We start from the raw sequence: 15269 nt of genomic DNA, 5'->3' as shown, positions 1-15269 counted from the left end.
CGGGCCCGACCCGACCGGCGGTGGCCGCCGGACCGGCCCCGCTAGGGCGCGGGCTGGAAGGTGTCGAAGCCGGTCTGCCGGGCCTGCGCGAACTCGGGCGCGGCCCAGTCCGCGTCCGCCATCGTCCAGTAGAGGGCGTAGCCGTACTTGCCGCCGCCGGTGACGAAGCCCCGGTTCAGCGAGTGCATCCGGGTGGAGCTGCCGAAGGTCCACTCCCAGTCGGCCGCGTTGGTCCACTGCCGGTAGGTGACGGCCTGCAGCGCCACCCGCTGGTAGCTGCCGCTGCGCTGGCCGGCCTCGGCGCTCTGCCAGTCGGCGAGCGCGCTGGCGCCGCCCGGCTGGGTCCAGTCGACGACCAGCTTCACGTGCCGGCCCTCGAACCTGCGGCTGCTGTCGTCGTAGTCCTTGCCCGCGTCCGCCAGCCAGTCGGGCAGCACGATGGAGAAGCCCGACGGGTCCTTGTACTCGCGGTAGCCCGCGGGGACGGCCGCGGCGGCCGGCGGGGTCGTGACCGGCGGGGTCGCGGCCGAGGCGGCCGGCTGGGTCGCCGGCGGCTGGCCGGCCGTCGCCTGGGTGGCCGGCGCCGCGGCCGACGGCGCCGCCCCCGCGGCGCTCTGCGCCGGGTCGGCCGTGGAGTTCTGCGGCGCGTTCTGCGAGGCGCTCCCGGCCGGGCTCACCGGCTGGCCGCCGTCCTGGCCCGGCGCCGGGTTCGCGGCCGGCGCGGAGCCGGTCGCGCCCTTCGCCGTACCGCCCTGACCGGAGTCGCCCAGCGCCTGGGAGAGGACCACCGCGGCGATCAGCACCACGAGGGCCACCAGCAGGATCAGGGCCCGCTTGCGCCCGCCCACGGCCCGTACCAGCCCGGCGCCGCGCCGGGCCCGGACGGTCTCGCCCGCCGACCACTGGCCGGGCGCGGGCGCGGCGGCGCTCTCGGCGGGGTCCGGGGTCCGGGCGGCGGCGGGCGCCGGCGCCCCCGGGTCCGCCGGCTGCGGGGCCTTGGACCTGCTGCCCACCCGGACGGTGCCCAGCAGCCCGGCCACCGGGCGGCGGTCGCCGGCCGGGGCGTCCCCGACCGGGGCGTCCGCGGCGGCCGGCGGGGTCGCGTCCGGCGCGTCCGCGACCGGCACCCGCTGCTGGGTGGTCGCCTCGGACTTCACGGTGGCCTGGGCCACCACGCGCCGCAGCATCGCCCGGGTCTGCGAGGCGTCCAGGCGCCGCGCCGGGTCCTTCTCCAGCAGCCCCTCGATGACCGGCTTCAGCGGGCCGGCGTTGGCCGGCGCGGCCAGGTCCTCGGTCATCACGGCCGTCAGGGTGGCGAGCGCCGAACCCCGGTCGTACGGGGGCTTGCCCTCCAGCATCGCGTAGAGCGTGCCGCCCAGCGACCACAGGTCGGCCGGCGGCCCGGGCTTCTGGCCCCTGGCCCGCTCGGGCGATATGTAGGAGGGCGCGCCGACCAGCATCCCGGTCGAGGTCACCGACGCGTCCCCCTCGACGCTGGCGATCCCGAAGTCGGTGAGCACGACCCGGCCGTCCTCGCCGATCAGCACGTTGGAGGGCTTCACGTCGCGGTGCAGGATCCCGTGGCTGTGGGCGGCGCCGAGCACGCCCAGCAGGTCGAGGGCGATCTCGGCCGCGCGGACGGGCGTGAGCGGGCCGTCCTCCTTGATCACCTCGGCCAGCGAGCGGGACTCCACCAGCTCCATGACGATCCACGGCCGGTCGTCCTCCTCGACCACGTCGAAGACGGTGACCGCCGCGGTGTGCCGGATCCGCGCCGTCGCCTTGGCCTCGCGCAGCGTGCGGACGATCAGGCGGTGCTTCTCCTCCTCGTCGACACCGCCGTGCATCCGCAGTTCCTTGACCGCGACGACCCGGCCGAGCATCTCGTCCTCGGCCCGCCAGACGGTACCCATACCGCCCCGTCCGAGCACTGCGTTCAGCCGGTAGCGTCCGGCCAGGAGACGGCCGGTGGAACCCTGCGCCTGGGTCATTTGGAGAGTTCCCCCATGTGGTGCTGGCGGTCGAAGTGACGGCGTATCGGCCCGGCGTCGGGCTCCGCATGCCAAGCCTCCATCATCCCCTGTCGACGGGCTCCCCGACCACCCGGCCCCTGGCCCGCGGGGCGGGGCCGCCGGAGCCGCGACGGCGTGCGCCGTCGCACGACCGGCGCTCTGTGCCCGACCCGTAATCAAATCCCTGTGTTCCGGGGCGCATCGGCGCTGCTAACCTTCGACGCCGCCGCACCACACGTCCCCGGGGGGAACCCGCATGACCGCACCCGCGCCAGGCTCTGACGGCAAGGCAGGCCCCGCGGCCCAGCACTACGCCGCGCCGATGTACGAGCCCGAGGCCCCGGTCGGCTACGTGGCGCCGGGCATGCCCGGCGCACCGGCACCGTACGCGTACGCCCCGCTGCCGCCCAGCGCGCGCCGGCGCCCGAACGCCGTCGCCGCGGTGGCGGCCGCCCTCGGGGGCATGCTGGCCGGCGCGCTGGCGTACGGGTTCCTGACGAAGGCCCTGGACCGGGAGTTCGGCTGGCTGGTCATCGGCCTGGCGGCGGCCGTCGCCTGGCCGCTGGGCAAGCTGGGCGGCCGCAATCCGGTGCTGCCGGTGGTCGGCTCGCTGCTGGCGGCGCTCTCGCTGCTGCTCGGCCAGTTCTTCGGGGTCACCCTGTACCTGCACGAGCTCACCGGGGCCTCGGTCGGCGAGCTGTTCGGCCCGCAGTTCGACCTCACCGTCGAGGGCTGGAAGGCCACCCTGGAGCCGCTGGACGCCCTGTTCTACGGGATCGCGGTCTTCGAGGGCTTCGTCTTCACCCGGCGGACGGCCGGCTGACCCCGGACGCGCCCGTGGCCCCCGCCGGATCGCTCCGGCGGGGGCCACGGGTCTGTCGTCGTCAGCCGTGCTGCGGCGCCGAGTTGACCGTGACCTCGACCCGCTGGAACTCCTTGAGCTCCGAGTAGCCGGTGGTGGCCATCGCGCGGCGCAGGGCGCCGAAGAGGTTCATGGTGCCGTCGGGGGTGTGCGACGGGCCGGTGAGGATCTCCTCGGTGCTGCCGACCGTGCCGAGGTCCACCCGCTTGCCGCGCGGCAGCTCCTCGTGGACGGCCTCCATGCCCCAGTGGAAGCCCTTGCCCGGGGCGTCGGTGGCCCGCGCCAGCGCCGCGCCGATCATCACCGCGTCCGCGCCGCAGGCCACGGCCTTGGCGAGGTCGCCGCTGTAGCCCACGCCGCCGTCGGCGATCACGTGCACGTACCGGCCGCCGGACTCGTCCATGTAGTCCCGGCGGGCGGCCGCGACGTCCGCCACCGCGGTCGCCATCGGCACCTGGATGCCGAGCACGTTGCGGGTGGTGTGCGCGGCGCCGCCGCCGAAGCCGACCAGCACGCCCGCCGCGCCGGTGCGCATCAGGTGCAGGGCCGCGGTGTACGTGGCGCAGCCGCCGACGATCACCGGGACGTCCAGCTCGTAGATGAACTGCTTCAGGTTGAGCGGCTCGGCCGCGCCGGACACGTGCTCGGCGGAGACCGTGGTGCCCCGGATCACGAAGACGTCGACGCCGGCGTCCACTACGGCCTTGGAGAACTCCGCGGTGCGCTGCGGCGACAGGGCCGCGGCGGTGACGACGCCCGACTCGCGGACCTCCTTGATGCGCTGCCCGATCAGGTCGGCCTGGATCGGCGCCGCGTAGATCTCCTGCAGGCGGCGGGTGGCGGCGGCCTCGTCGGTCATCGCGGCGATCTCGTCGAGCAGCGGCTGCGGGTCCTCGTACCGGGTCCACAGGCCTTCGAGGTTCAGCACGCCGAGCCCGCCGAGCCGGCCGATGTTGATGGCCTGCTGGGGCGAGACCACGCTGTCCATCGGGGCCGCCAGGAACGGCAGCTCGAAGCGGTAGGCGTCGATCTGCCAGGCGATCGAGACCTCCTTCGGGTCCCGCGTACGGCGGCTGGGGACGACGGCGATGTCGTCGAAGGAGTACGCCCGGCGTCCGCGCTTGCCTCGCCCGATCTCGATCTCAGTCACTTCGAGCCCTTCCGGTTTTCTCGCTCATACCTGCCGGGTCACCCCGGCCGCCCCCAGTATCCCGCACCCGCGGGCCCGCGCGGCGCAGCCGGTCAACGGGCGGACAGCCGGCGGGCACCGGGGGCACCGCCGCCGAACAGCGCGGGAGGCCCGCCACCGGGTGGTGGCGGGCCTCCCGCGGGCCGGCGAGCGGGGTGCTCAGCGGCTGGTGTAGTTCGGGGCCTCGACGGTCATCTGGATGTCGTGCGGGTGGCTCTCCTTGAGGCCCGCGGAGGTGATCCGGACGAACCGGCCCTTGCTCTCCATCTCGGCGACGGTGGCGGCGCCCACGTAGCCCATGGTCTGGCGCAGACCGCCGACCAGCTGGTAGAGCACCGCGGAGAGCGGGCCGCGGTAGGGGACCTGGCCCTCGATGCCCTCGGCGATCAGCTTCTCGTCGGAGGAGACCTCGGCCTGGAAGTAGCGGTCCTTGGAGAAGGACTTCGCCTGGCCGCGGGTCTGCATGGCGCCCAGCGAGCCCATGCCGCGGTAGGACTTGAACTGCTTGCCGTTGATGAAGAGCAGCTCGCCGGGCGACTCCTCGCAGCCGGCCAGCAGGCTGCCGAGCATCACGGTGTCGGCGCCGGCGGCGAGCGCCTTGCCGATGTCGCCCGAGTACTGCAGGCCGCCGTCGCCGATCACCGGCACACCGGCCGCCTGGCAGGCGAGCGCGGCCTCGTAGATCGCGGTGACCTGCGGGACGCCGATGCCGGCGACCACGCGGGTGGTACAGATGGAGCCGGGGCCGACGCCCACCTTCACGCCGTCCACGCCGGCGTCGATCAGCGCCTGGGCGCCGTCGCGGGTGGCGACGTTGCCACCGACGACGTCGATGCCGACGGCGGCCTTGATCTTGGCGATCCAGGACAGCGCGTTGTGGCTGTGGCCGTGCGAGGTGTCGACGACCAGGAAGTCCACGCCGGCGCCGACCAGCGCCTGGGCGCGGTCGAAGGCCTCGGCGCTGGCGCCGACGGCGGCGCCGACCAGCAGGCGGCCCTCGGCGTCCTTGGCGGCGTTCGGGTACTTCTCGGCCTTGACGAAGTCCTTGACGGTGATGAGGCCCTTGATCCGGCCCTCGTCGTCGACCAGCGGCAGCTTCTCGATCTTGTGGCGGCGGAGCAGCCCGATCGCGTCCTCGCCGGAGATGCCGACCTTGCCGGTGATCAGCGGCATCGGCGTCATGATCTCGCGCACCTTGCGGCTGCGGTCCGACTCGAAGGCCATGTCGCGGTTGGTGACGATGCCGAGCAGCCGGCCGGCCTCGTCGGCGATCGGCACGCCGCTGATCCGGAACTTGGCGCAGAGCGCGTCGGCCTCGCCGAGGGTGGTCTCCGGGCCGACCGTGATCGGGTCGGTGACCATGCCGGACTCGGAGCGCTTGACCAGGTCGACCTGGTTGACCTGGTCCTCGATCGACAGGTTGCGGTGCAGGACGCCGACGCCGCCCTGACGGGCCATCGCGATCGCCATCCGGGACTCGGTGACCTTGTCCATGGCGGCCGAGAGCAGCGGGATGTTCACCCGCACGTTGCGGGAGACGCGCGAGGACGTGTCCACCTGGTTCGGCAGCACCTCGGAGGCCCCGGGCAGCAGCAGGACGTCGTCGTACGTGAGTCCGAGCATCGCGAACTTCTCGGGTACGCCTGCGGCGTTGACGCCGTCGTTGATGGGCATCTTGGGGGTTACCTTCCGTGGCCGGCCGAATCCATTGCAATGCGCCCGGTCGAGGGTGGGGGCGCACTGATCCTCGCTCGGGCGGACGACCGACCGTGGTACGGCCCCGTCACACCCGCGCGCTCACCGGCACAGGCACAGGCCACCGAAACGCTCGGTGCCTTGGAGGAACCTCCAGGGGAACCCCGTCCGCACCCACGAAACTTTGGCGACCAGCCCAGGCGCCGATACCCCATGGTACTGGCACCGGGAATGCCGACTCGCGCCCCCTTGACAACACTGATCACACGTGGGTGATTCCACGGTCCGTACGTGCCGGTACGATCACGCCGCGTTCCGGGATGCCCGGAAAGTCCGGCGGGCGCCGGCGTTCGGCGGCCCGGGGGCGGGACACGCCGGAACACGGAGCGCGGGACACGCCGGAACACGGGAGACGGTCGACCGCGGGCCGCGCCGGAGCGCGGGAGGCCCAGCCGTCAGGAGGATTCCTCCGCCAGCGCCCGCAGCCGGCTGAGCGCCCGGTGCTGGGCGACCCGGACGGCGCCCGGCGACATCCCGAGCACCTCGCCGGTCTCCTCCGCCGACAGGCCGGCGGCCACCCGCAGCAGCACCAGCTCGCGCTGACGGGCCGGAAGGTTGGAGAGCAGCTCCTTCGCCCAGGCGGCGTCACTGCTGAGCAGCGCGCGCTCCTCGGGGCCGAGCGCGTCGTCCGGCAGCTCGGGGAGGTCGTCCGGCGGGATCACGGTCGATCCCGGCCCGCGCATCGCGGCCCGCTGCAGGTCGGCGATCTTGTGCGCGGCGATGCCGTAGACGAAGGCCTCGAACGGCCGGCCCTGGTCCCGGTAGCGCGGCAGGGCGCAGAGCACCGCCACGCAGACCTCCTGGGCGATGTCGTCCACGTGATGACGCGCACCGCCGGGCAGCCGGACCAGCCGACCGCGGCAGTACCGCAGCGCCAGGGGGTGGACGTAGGCCAGCAGGGTGTCGATGGCCGGACCCTCGCCGCGCACGGCGGCGGCGACCAGGTCGGCCATCAGCGGCGATCCGGCGGCCCCCAGAACGGGCGGGCGCTCCTCGCCGCCCGGGGCGGCGTGCGGCTCCCGGTCGACCTCTTCCGCCGACGGGCCGTCGGCGTACGGCGACTCCCGACCCGGGCCGGAGAGCCCGGCCTCCTCTGGGCCCGCCCCGCGGGGAGCGGGGTCAACGTCGTCGCGCATCGGTCCATGGTGCCTGGTCGGACCGGAAAACATGGCACCGCGTCCGGAGTTGTGCACCGGAACGTTATGCGCTGCCGCCGCCACACCGAGTACCGGCCGGCCGCCGTCCCGGGGCACGGTGGGCACGGGCGGGTCGAGCCCCGGACCGTCGTGCACCGGACCGTCGTGCACCGTGCCGCCTCCCGCCCCGCCGCCGTCGGTTGTCCCGCCTGCCGCGCCGTCCGCCGAGTGTCCTGCGGCTGCGTCGTCCGCCGCAGTGCCTGTCCGCTGGTCCCCGAGGTGCTCCACTCCTCCATGGTGCAACCTCGGGACCGTAACGTCACACGTCTGCGCGAGGGGAATCGCGAGGAGGGTGCCGCGGGAGCCCGACCGGGGCCGGTCAGCGCACCAGGCCCCACCTGAACCCCAGGGCCACCGCGTGCGCGCGGTCCGAGGCGCCGAGCTTCTTGAACAGCCGTCGGGCGTGCGTCTTCACGGTGTCCTCGGAGAGGAAGAGCTCCCGGCCGATCTCCGCGTTGCTGCGGCCGTGGCTCATGCCCTCCAGCACCTGGATCTCACGCGCCGTCAGGGTCGGCGCCGCGCCCATGTCCGGGCTGCGCAGCCGGCGCGGGGCGAGCCGCCAGGTCGGGTCGGCGAGGGCCTGGGTGACGGTGGCCCGCAGTTCGGCGCGCGAGGCGTCCTTGTGCAGGTACCCCCGCGCACCGGCGGCCACCGCCAGGGCGACGCCGTCGAGGTCCTCGGCGACGGTGAGCATGATGATGCGCGCGCCCGGGTCGGCGGACAGCAGCCGCCGCACCGTCTCGACGCCGCCGAGTCCGGGCATCCGGACGTCCATCAGGACGAGGTCGGAGCGGTCGGCCACCCAGCGGCGGAGGACCTCCTCACCGTTCGTCGCGGTGGTGACCCGGTCGACACCGGGTACGGTCGCGACCGCGCGGCGAAGCGCCTCGCGGGCGAGCGGGGAATCGTCGCAAACGAGAACGGAAGTCATGACCGTCCTCCGCTGCTGATCCGCGTCACGTTGAGCCTCCTGGCTGGTACGAATCTCTCCGACACGGCCGATTGGCGACAGACCTCGTGCTGATCGCCGGTTCTCCCCGCGATCGTTCCCGACGTCCGGCGCCCGCTAACCGCCTCCGCACATCCAACGACCGTCACTCGAATGAGTTACGGCCTTCAGGGCCATCTCCACCACTGTACGTGGCCAACCCATCACGGATCGGCCGCATCGCGGGGCGCGCGCCGCACTTTTCTGCAGCTGGTGCGCGGTAGGCGCGCGACGCGCACGCCGGTACGGGACCGCACACCCGCACCGGCCACTCGATCGCCACGTGTCCGCCCGCCAAACCACATGCCCACTTTGCCCGTTTTTATAGCTTTTGTATGGTCATTGACTGTTGTGTCACTCTGTGGGTGACTTGTCCATGAGGTTGCCTTAAGTCATATTTCCAGGTGTCCACACCAGCGCACCGAAGCCCCGCCGAGCCGAGCCGAGCGATCCCCGGGCCGGCGCGGGGCCGACGAGCCCTTGAAGGGAATGAGCCATGGCAGATTTTTCCCGCCTCCCCGGCCCCAACGCGGACCTTTGGGACTGGCAGCTCTCCGCCGCGTGCCGAGGCGTGGACAGCTCGCTCTTCTTCCACCCGGAGGGCGAGCGCGGCGCCGCGCGCAGCTCGCGCGAGGCCAGTGCCAAGGAGGTCTGCATGCGCTGCCCGGTACGCACCGAGTGCGCGGCACACGCGTTGGCGGTCCGTGAACCGTACGGCGTGTGGGGCGGCCTCACCGAGGACGAGCGCGAGGAGATGATGGGCCGATCGCGCAACCGCCTGGCCGAGGTCCCGCTGACGATGCCGTCGGGCGTACGGCGCTAGACGACCGTCGCCGCACCGTGAGGAAACGTTTCTTCACGGCTTTCCCCGTGCCCGACCTCGACCAGATGCACTGCCCTCGTGCACTGCCCTCATGCACTGCTCTGATGACCTGACCTGATGACCTGACCTGATGCTTTGATCCGATGCTCTGATCCGATGCCCGACCTGATGATGCGCCGACCATCCCCGAACACCCGTCGACACCCCCGGCGCCGGCCGGCCTGCGCGGCGTCCCGACCCCTGCGGCGCCCCTCCCGGTGCCACCGACCACGGCACCGCGACCACGGCACCCGCCCGACCCGGGCCCTCGCCCCCTCCGGGCCCGGGTCCGCGGCGGGTCAGCGGCGGGCGGCGGCTCCCGCCAGCCGGTCGAGCATCAGGGCCACGGCCGGCACCTCCGCGAGGTCCGGCAGGGTGAGGGCGACCACCTGGCGCAGCGCCGGCTCACCGGTGGCGGCCCGCAGCCCGACCGGCGACACGCCCTCCTGGCGCACCGAGTCCAGCGCCAGCCCCGGCAGCACGGCCACCCCGAGGCCGGCCGCGACCAGGCCGACCACCGCGGGGTAGTCGTCGGTGGCGAAGTCGATCCGCGGCTCGAAGCCGGCGGCCGCGCAGAGCTCCACGAGGTGGCCGCGGCACTGCGGGCAGCCGGCGATCCACTGCTCCTGCGACAGCTCGGCCAGCTCCACCGGCCGCTCGCCCGCCGGGTCGGCCAGCGGATGCCCGGCGGGCAGCAGTCCGACCAGCGGGTCGTCCAGCAGCGGGCGGACCACCAGGTCGGACCAGTCGTTGGCGGCCGCGGCGGCCGCCGCCTCCAGGACGGCCTCGGCGCGCGCCTCGCGCGGGGTGCCGTGCGGGGCGGGAACGGTCGCCGCGCCCTGCGAGTCCGGGTACCGGAACGCCAGCGCGACCTCGCACTCGCCGCCGCGCAGCATCGCCAGCGACTCGGTCGGCTCCGCCTCGACCAGCGACACCCGCAGCCCCGGGTGGGTGCTCCGCAGCTCGGCGACCGCGGGAGGCACCAGGGTGGAGCTCGCGGTCGGGAAGGACACCAGCCGCACCCGCCCGGCCCGCAGCCCGGCGATCGCGGCGACCTCCTCCTCGGCCGCCGAGAGTCCGGCCAGGATGCCGTTGGCGTGCTTCAGGAGCACCCGGCCGGCCTCGCTGAGCTGCATGCCCCGCCCGACCCGGACCACCAGCGGCGTGTCCACGGATTTCTCCAGGGCCTTCATCTGCTGGCTGATGGCGGGCTGGGTGCAGCCCAGCTCCCGCGCGGCGGCGGAGAAGGACCCGGTGCGGGCGACGGCACGCAGGACGCGGAGATGGCGGGCCTCGATCATGCCTCAGTTATAAGGCACTCTTTGCCATTGGCAAAATTATCCTGATATGTGGTTGAACATTGGAGCAGTACGCCGGAGGCCCGGCCGCACCCCATGGGGCGCGACCGGGCCTCCGGTCAACGGTCAGGCGTCAGTGCGAGTGGCCGTGGCCGCCGTGCGAGTGGCCCGCGGAGGCCTCCTCCTCGGCCGGCTTCTCCACCACGAGGGTCTCGGTGGTGAGCAGCAGCGAGGCGATCGAGGCCGCGTTCTCCAGAGCGGAGCGGGTGACCTTGACCGGGTCGATGACGCCGGCCTTCAGCAGGTCGCCGTACTCGCCGGTGGCGGCGTTGTAGCCGAAGCCCGCCTCCAGCTCGGCCACCTTGTGGGTGATGACGTAGCCCTCGAGACCGGCGTTCTGGGCGATCCAGCGCAGCGGCTCGGCGAGCGCCTTGCGGACGACGGCGACACCGGTCGCCTCGTCGCCGGACAGGCCCAGGCCGCCGTCGAGCACCTTCTGCGCGTGCACGAGAGAGGCGCCACCACCGGCGACGATGCCCTCCTCGACCGCGGCACGGGTCGCCGAGATGGCGTCCTCCAGGCGGTGCTTGCGCTCCTTGAGCTCCACCTCGGTGGCGGCGCCGACCTTGATCACGCAGACACCGCCGGCCAGCTTGGCCAGGCGCTCCTGCAGCTTCTCGCGGTCCCAGTCCGAGTCGGTGTTGGCGATCTCGGCCTTGATCTGGGCGACGCGACCGGCGACGGCCTCGGTGTCACCGGCACCGTCGACGACCGTGGTGTCGTCCTTGGTGATGGTGACGCGGCGGGCGGTGCCCAGCACCTCCAGGCCGGCCTGGTCGAGCTTGAGGCCGACCTCCTCGGAGATGACGGTGGCACCGGTCAGGGTGGCCAGGTCGCCCAGGATCGCCTTGCGGCGGTCACCGAAGCCGGGGGCCTTGACGGCCACCGCGTTGAAGGTGCCGCGGATCTTGTTCACCACGAGGGTGGACAGCGCCTCGCCGTCGACGTCCTCGGCGATGATCAGCAGCGGCTTGGAGGCACCGCCCTGCAGGATCTTCTCCAGCAGCGGGAGCAGCTCCTGGATGGAGGAGATCTTGCCCTGGTTGATCAGGATGTAGGGGTCCTCCAGGACCGCTTCCTGACGCTCCGCGTCGGTGACGAAGTACGGCGACAGGTAGCCCTTGTCGAACTGCATGCCCTCGGTGAAGTCGAGCTCCACGCCGAAGGTGTTGGACTCCTCGACGGTGATGACACCGTCCTTGCCGACCTTGTCGATCGCCTCGGCGATGAGCTCGCCGACCTGCGAGTCCTGCGCCGAGAGACCGGCGACGGCGGCGATGTCGTCCTTGCCGTCGACCTCGCGGGCGATCGAGAGGAGGTGCTCGGAGACGGCGGCGACGGCCTTGTCGATGCCCTTCTTCAGGGCGGCCGGGCCGGCGCCCGCGGCGACGTTGCGCAGACCCTCGTTGACCAGGGCCTGGGCCAGCACCGTGGCGGTGGTGGTGCCGTCACCGGCGACGTCGTTGGTCTTGGTGGCGACCTCCTTGACGAGCTGCGCGCCAAGGTTCTCGTACGGGTCGTCGAGCTCGACCTCACGGGCGATGGTGACGCCGTCGTTGGTGATGGTCGGGGCGCCGAACTTCTTGTCGATGACGACGTTGCGGCCCTTGGGGCCGATGGTCACCTTGACCGTGTCGGCCAGCTTGTTCACGCCGCGCTCCAGCGAGCGGCGGGCGTCCTCGTCGAACTGCAGAATCTTCGGCATGTTCCCGTTCCTCAGGGGTTACTGAATACGTGAGCCAACAGCCGCGCCCCGGGCCCCTGTCGGTGAAGACACGGATCCGGGGCGGGGCGGATACGGACCCGCGGGCCCGTGAGGTCTTACTTCTCGATGACCGCGAGAACGTCGCGGGCCGAGAGGACGAGGTACTCCTCGCCCTTGTACTTCACCTCGGTGCCGCCGTACTTCGAGTACAGGACGATGTCGCCCACGGCGAGGTCGAGCGGAAGACGCTGACCGTCCTCGAAGCGACCCGGTCCGACGGCCAGGACGACGCCCTCCTGGGGCTTCTCCTTGGCGGTGTCCGGGATAACCAGGCCGGAGGCCGTGGTGGTCTCGGCGTCGAGCGGCTGGACCACGATGCGGTCCTCGAGCGGCTTGATGGCAACCTTGCTGCTGGTGGTCACGTCCGAGCTCCCCTTCGGAGATTACGGGGTTGTCTTACAGGTAGTTGTGGTGCCTGCGTGTCTGCCGTCGCGGGGGTCAGACACGCTTCACCGTGTTAGCACTCACCCGGTGGGGAGTGCCAGGAACGACCATAGGGCGCCGTTAGCACTCAGTCAACCAGAGTGCCAACGGCGCGGCCGGGAGATTCCGGCGACCGCACGTGCGTACGGGTCGGCAGGGTGCGGAGCGCCGCGCGGAGCCGCCCCCGACCGGGGCGACCCCACACCGGGTTGAGTAGCCGTACTCAGGCGCCCGGCACCCGCCCGGCCACAGACTCGACGGCATGACCGCCGAACCCGCCGGACTCCACCGGCCGCTGCGCCTGGACCTGCTGCTGACCCTCGTCGTCCTGCCGATGGAGGCCCTGCTGGTCGCCGGAACCGCCCTGCTGACCTTCGCCCTGGCCTTCGGCGCCTCCGAGGGCGGGGGCGGCGCCTGGGTCGCCGCCCTCCTGGTCGTCGGCCCGCTGCTCGCCCTCGCACCGCCCGTCCTGGTGACCGTCCACTCCAGGAGGGCCGGGTTCCGGGTCCTGCCGGTGGCGGCCGCCCTGCTGCCGGTCGCCCTGCTGCTGCTGACCTCCGCACTCTGACCGCGGGCCGGGCCGGCCTCGCGGTCGCCGGCCGGGCGGGCTTCGCGGGCTCCGCCCGGGCGAGTAGGGCGCACGAGGCGGCGCCGGGCGGCGAGAATGGGCGGGTGGAGACCGAGAACCTGCAGGCCCTGCTGACCCCCGAGGGCCAGTCGCTGCTCGCCGAACTGCGCGACTACGCACCCGGCGACGAACTGGCGCTGGCCACCCGGCTGCGCCGCGACCACCCGGCGGAGCTGGTCTCCGCGGCCCTGGCCCAGGCCCGGCTGCGGCAGCGCGCCGAGGCCAAGTTCGGCGACGACGCCCGGCGGATGTACTTCACGCCGAACGGCGTCGAGCAGTCCACCCGGCGCAGCGTCGCCGAGTGGCGGGCCAGGCGGTTCGCGGCACTGGGCGTCCGGCGACTGGCCGACCTGTGCTGCGGGATCGGCGGCGACGCCGTCGCCCTGGCCCGGGAGGGGATCGCGGTGCTGGCCGTGGACCGCGACCCGGCGGCCTGCGCGGCCGCCGCGGCCAACGCGGCGGCGCTCGGCCTGTCCGGGCTGATCGAGGTGCGCTGCGCGGACGTCGCGGAGATCGACGTGACGGGCTACGACGCGGTGTTCACCGACCCCGCCCGACGGACCACCAAGGGCCGGGTCTTCGACCCCGAGGCGTACTCCCCACCGCTCTCCTGGGCGATCGAGGCGGGCCGGCGCACCCCGGTCGGCGCGCTGAAGATCGCCCCCGGCATCCCGCACGACCTGGTGCCCGAGGACGCCGAGGCCGAGTGGGTCTCCGACCACGGCGACGTGAAGGAGGCGGTGCTCTGGTTCGGGACGAAGGCCGCCGACCGGCACCGGGCGACCCTGCTGCCGCACGACCGCACCCTGACCGGCGGCGACCTGCCCGACCCGCCGGCCGGCCCGGTCGGGCGCTACCTCTACGAGCCGGACGGGGCCGTGATCCGGGCCCACCTGGTCGCCGAGGTCGCCCGCGAGGTCGGGGGCCGGCTGATCGACCCGATGATCGCGTACGTGACCTCCGACCGGCTGGTGGCCACCCGCTACGCGCACGCCTACGAGCTCACCGACGTGCTGCCGTTCAACGTGAAGAAGCTCAGGTCGCTGCTGCGCGAGCGCGGCGTCGGCACCGTGGTGATCAAGAAGCGCGGCCTCTCCATGACCCCGGAGGAACTGCGCCACAAGCTGAAGCCGCAGGGGCCGCACAGCGTGACCGTGATCCTCTCGCGGGTCGGCGACGGGCACCTGATGATGCTGGCCCGGCCGGTGTCGACCGGCTGAGCCGGCCGGCCGGGCGCGTGCCACGGGCGCGTGCGACGGGCGTTGGCCGGGCGCGCTCGGCGGGCCGGCGCTAGCCCGGCGCCTTGACGTAGTCCTCCAGCCGGGCCACCGCGAAGCCCTGCTCCTGGATGCGGCTGAGCAGCTCGCCGAACATCTGGGTCATGGTCTCGCCCTTGAGGTCCTTGGGCCCCCGGAAGTGGGCCAGGATGATGTCGCCCGGCTTCAGCTTCTTGTCGGCCGCCTGGTACTGCATGTCGTGGATCTGCATCGACTCGCGCCAGAGCACGATCGCGCGCGGGCCGCACTGCTGCACCGCCGTGTTGAGCGCGGGTGTGTGCGCGCCGTCGCCGTACGGCGGGCGGAACAGCAGCGGCGCGGTGCCGTACTGCTGGGTGAGGGCCGCCTGCGCCTCGCAGACCTCGGCCTTCTGCGCCTCGGGCGGCTTGGTGCTCATCGCCGGGTGGTCGACGGTGTGGTTGTGGATGTGGTTGCCGAGGGCCTGGAGCGGCTTGAAGTAGCCGTAGTCGTTCTTGACGATGTCGCGGGTCAGGAACATCGAGACCGGCACCCTGAGGTCGGTCAGCATCTCGACGAACTTCGGGTCCTTCTCCGCGCCGTCGTCGAGGGTGACGAAGACGACCTTGTCGGTGGTCGGGACTTCGCTGAAGACCGGCACGGCGCCCGTCGCGGTGAGCTTCAGGGGCTTGTCCGCGGGCGGCGCCGGGGCGGGCGGCAGCGGCTTGAGGTTCCATTTCGTCCAGACCGCCGGGGCCGCGTCCGAACCCGGCGAGGCCGTGCCGGCCGGCGGTGACGCCGGCGGCTGCGAGCGGGCCGGCGTGCCGGTGACGGCCGGCGGGCCGCTCGGCACCTCGGGGGCCGCTCCCCCGCACCCGCTGACCAGCGCGCCGAAGGCGAGGGCCCCCACCGCGTACGTCGTCGTCCTGCCCCGCCCGTACCGCTCCACCGCGCCGTGCCCCCCAGATCGTTCAGCCGACTCCCAGGAAGCACGCT

13 protein-coding genes are annotated in these 15269 nt (G+C 73.1%); 4 read left to right on the top strand and 9 right to left on the bottom strand.

Annotated elements, in window-relative coordinates; translation table 11 throughout:
• Positions 1-41 precede the first annotated feature (41 nt).
• Positions 42-1991: a serine/threonine-protein kinase gene (locus ACFTWP_RS07060; RefSeq protein WP_380263204.1), complete on the bottom strand. Its 1950-nt coding sequence runs from the start codon at positions 1989-1991 to the stop codon at positions 42-44.
• Between the two features lie 277 nt (positions 1992-2268).
• On the opposite strand from ACFTWP_RS07060, the gene ACFTWP_RS07055 reads away from it, so the two are divergent.
• Complete coding sequence (locus ACFTWP_RS07055) at positions 2269-2835, top strand: hypothetical protein (RefSeq protein WP_380263203.1); 567 nt, start codon at positions 2269-2271, stop codon at positions 2833-2835.
• A 61-nt stretch (positions 2836-2896) separates the two neighbouring features.
• On the opposite strand, the gene ACFTWP_RS07050 is transcribed toward ACFTWP_RS07055, so the two are convergent.
• The 4 genes from ACFTWP_RS07050 to ACFTWP_RS07035 all read right to left on the bottom strand — a co-directional run bounded on the left by ACFTWP_RS07050 (position 2897) and on the right by ACFTWP_RS07035 (position 7945).
• On the bottom strand, positions 2897-4024 hold the full coding sequence (locus ACFTWP_RS07050; RefSeq protein WP_380263202.1) for a GuaB3 family IMP dehydrogenase-related protein: 1128 nt from the start codon (positions 4022-4024) through the stop codon (positions 2897-2899).
• A 198-nt stretch (positions 4025-4222) separates the two neighbouring features.
• Positions 4223-5737 carry an IMP dehydrogenase gene (gene guaB / locus ACFTWP_RS07045; protein WP_266323060.1) on the bottom strand — a complete coding sequence of 505 codons (1515 nt, stop codon included), beginning with the start codon at positions 5735-5737 and terminating at the stop codon, positions 4223-4225.
• Positions 5738-6213: 476 nt separating this feature from the next.
• The gene (gene shbA / locus ACFTWP_RS07040) at positions 6214-6771 is read right to left on the bottom strand and encodes an RNA polymerase sigma factor ShbA (RefSeq protein WP_073924730.1); all 558 of its coding nucleotides are present in this window, start codon (positions 6769-6771) and stop codon (positions 6214-6216) included.
• Positions 6772-7333: 562 nt separating this feature from the next.
• The gene (locus ACFTWP_RS07035; protein WP_014136228.1) at positions 7334-7945 is read right to left on the bottom strand and encodes a response regulator transcription factor; all 612 of its coding nucleotides are present in this window, start codon (positions 7943-7945) and stop codon (positions 7334-7336) included.
• A gap of 553 nt (positions 7946-8498) precedes the next feature.
• On the opposite strand from ACFTWP_RS07035, the gene ACFTWP_RS07030 reads away from it, so the two are divergent.
• Complete coding sequence (locus ACFTWP_RS07030; RefSeq protein WP_380263201.1) at positions 8499-8825, top strand: WhiB family transcriptional regulator; 327 nt, start codon at positions 8499-8501, stop codon at positions 8823-8825.
• 338 nt (positions 8826-9163) lie between these two features.
• Here ACFTWP_RS07030 and ACFTWP_RS07025 read toward each other — a convergent pair whose 3' ends face one another.
• From ACFTWP_RS07025 to groES, 3 genes are all read right to left on the bottom strand, one after another.
• Positions 9164-10165: a LysR family transcriptional regulator gene (locus ACFTWP_RS07025; RefSeq protein ID WP_380263200.1), complete on the bottom strand. Its 1002-nt coding sequence runs from the start codon at positions 10163-10165 to the stop codon at positions 9164-9166.
• Positions 10166-10295: 130 nt separating this feature from the next.
• Positions 10296-11927 carry a chaperonin GroEL gene (groL, locus tag ACFTWP_RS07020; RefSeq protein WP_380263199.1) on the bottom strand — a complete coding sequence of 544 codons (1632 nt, stop codon included), beginning with the start codon at positions 11925-11927 and terminating at the stop codon, positions 10296-10298.
• A gap of 116 nt (positions 11928-12043) precedes the next feature.
• Positions 12044-12349, bottom strand: coding sequence for a co-chaperone GroES (gene groES, locus ACFTWP_RS07015; RefSeq protein ID WP_049654366.1), 306 nt, complete (start codon positions 12347-12349; stop codon positions 12044-12046).
• Positions 12350-12672: 323 nt separating this feature from the next.
• Here groES and ACFTWP_RS07010 point away from each other — a divergent pair, with 323 nt between their 5' ends.
• Together ACFTWP_RS07010 and ACFTWP_RS07005 are read left to right on the top strand one after the other, a co-directional pair.
• Positions 12673-12978 carry a hypothetical protein gene (locus ACFTWP_RS07010; RefSeq protein WP_380263198.1) on the top strand — a complete coding sequence of 102 codons (306 nt, stop codon included), beginning with the start codon at positions 12673-12675 and terminating at the stop codon, positions 12976-12978.
• 104 nt (positions 12979-13082) lie between these two features.
• Entirely contained in the window at positions 13083-14258 is a 1176-nt protein-coding gene (locus ACFTWP_RS07005) for a methyltransferase domain-containing protein (protein ID WP_380263197.1), read from the top strand.
• Positions 14259-14328: 70 nt separating this feature from the next.
• Here the strand turns inward: ACFTWP_RS07005 and ACFTWP_RS07000 are convergent, their stop codons facing one another.
• Positions 14329-15183 (bottom strand): polysaccharide deacetylase family protein, encoded by an 855-nt coding sequence (locus ACFTWP_RS07000; protein ID WP_380263196.1) that lies wholly within the window; start codon positions 15181-15183, stop codon positions 14329-14331.
• Between the last annotated feature and the right edge of the window lie 86 nt (positions 15184-15269).

The organism is Kitasatospora sp. NPDC057015, from assembly GCF_042673745.1.
Taxonomy (GTDB): domain Bacteria; phylum Actinomycetota; class Actinomycetes; order Streptomycetales; family Streptomycetaceae; genus Kitasatospora.
Note: the sequence above shows the minus strand (reverse complement) of the source record. Positions and strands in the feature narration are given on the sequence as shown.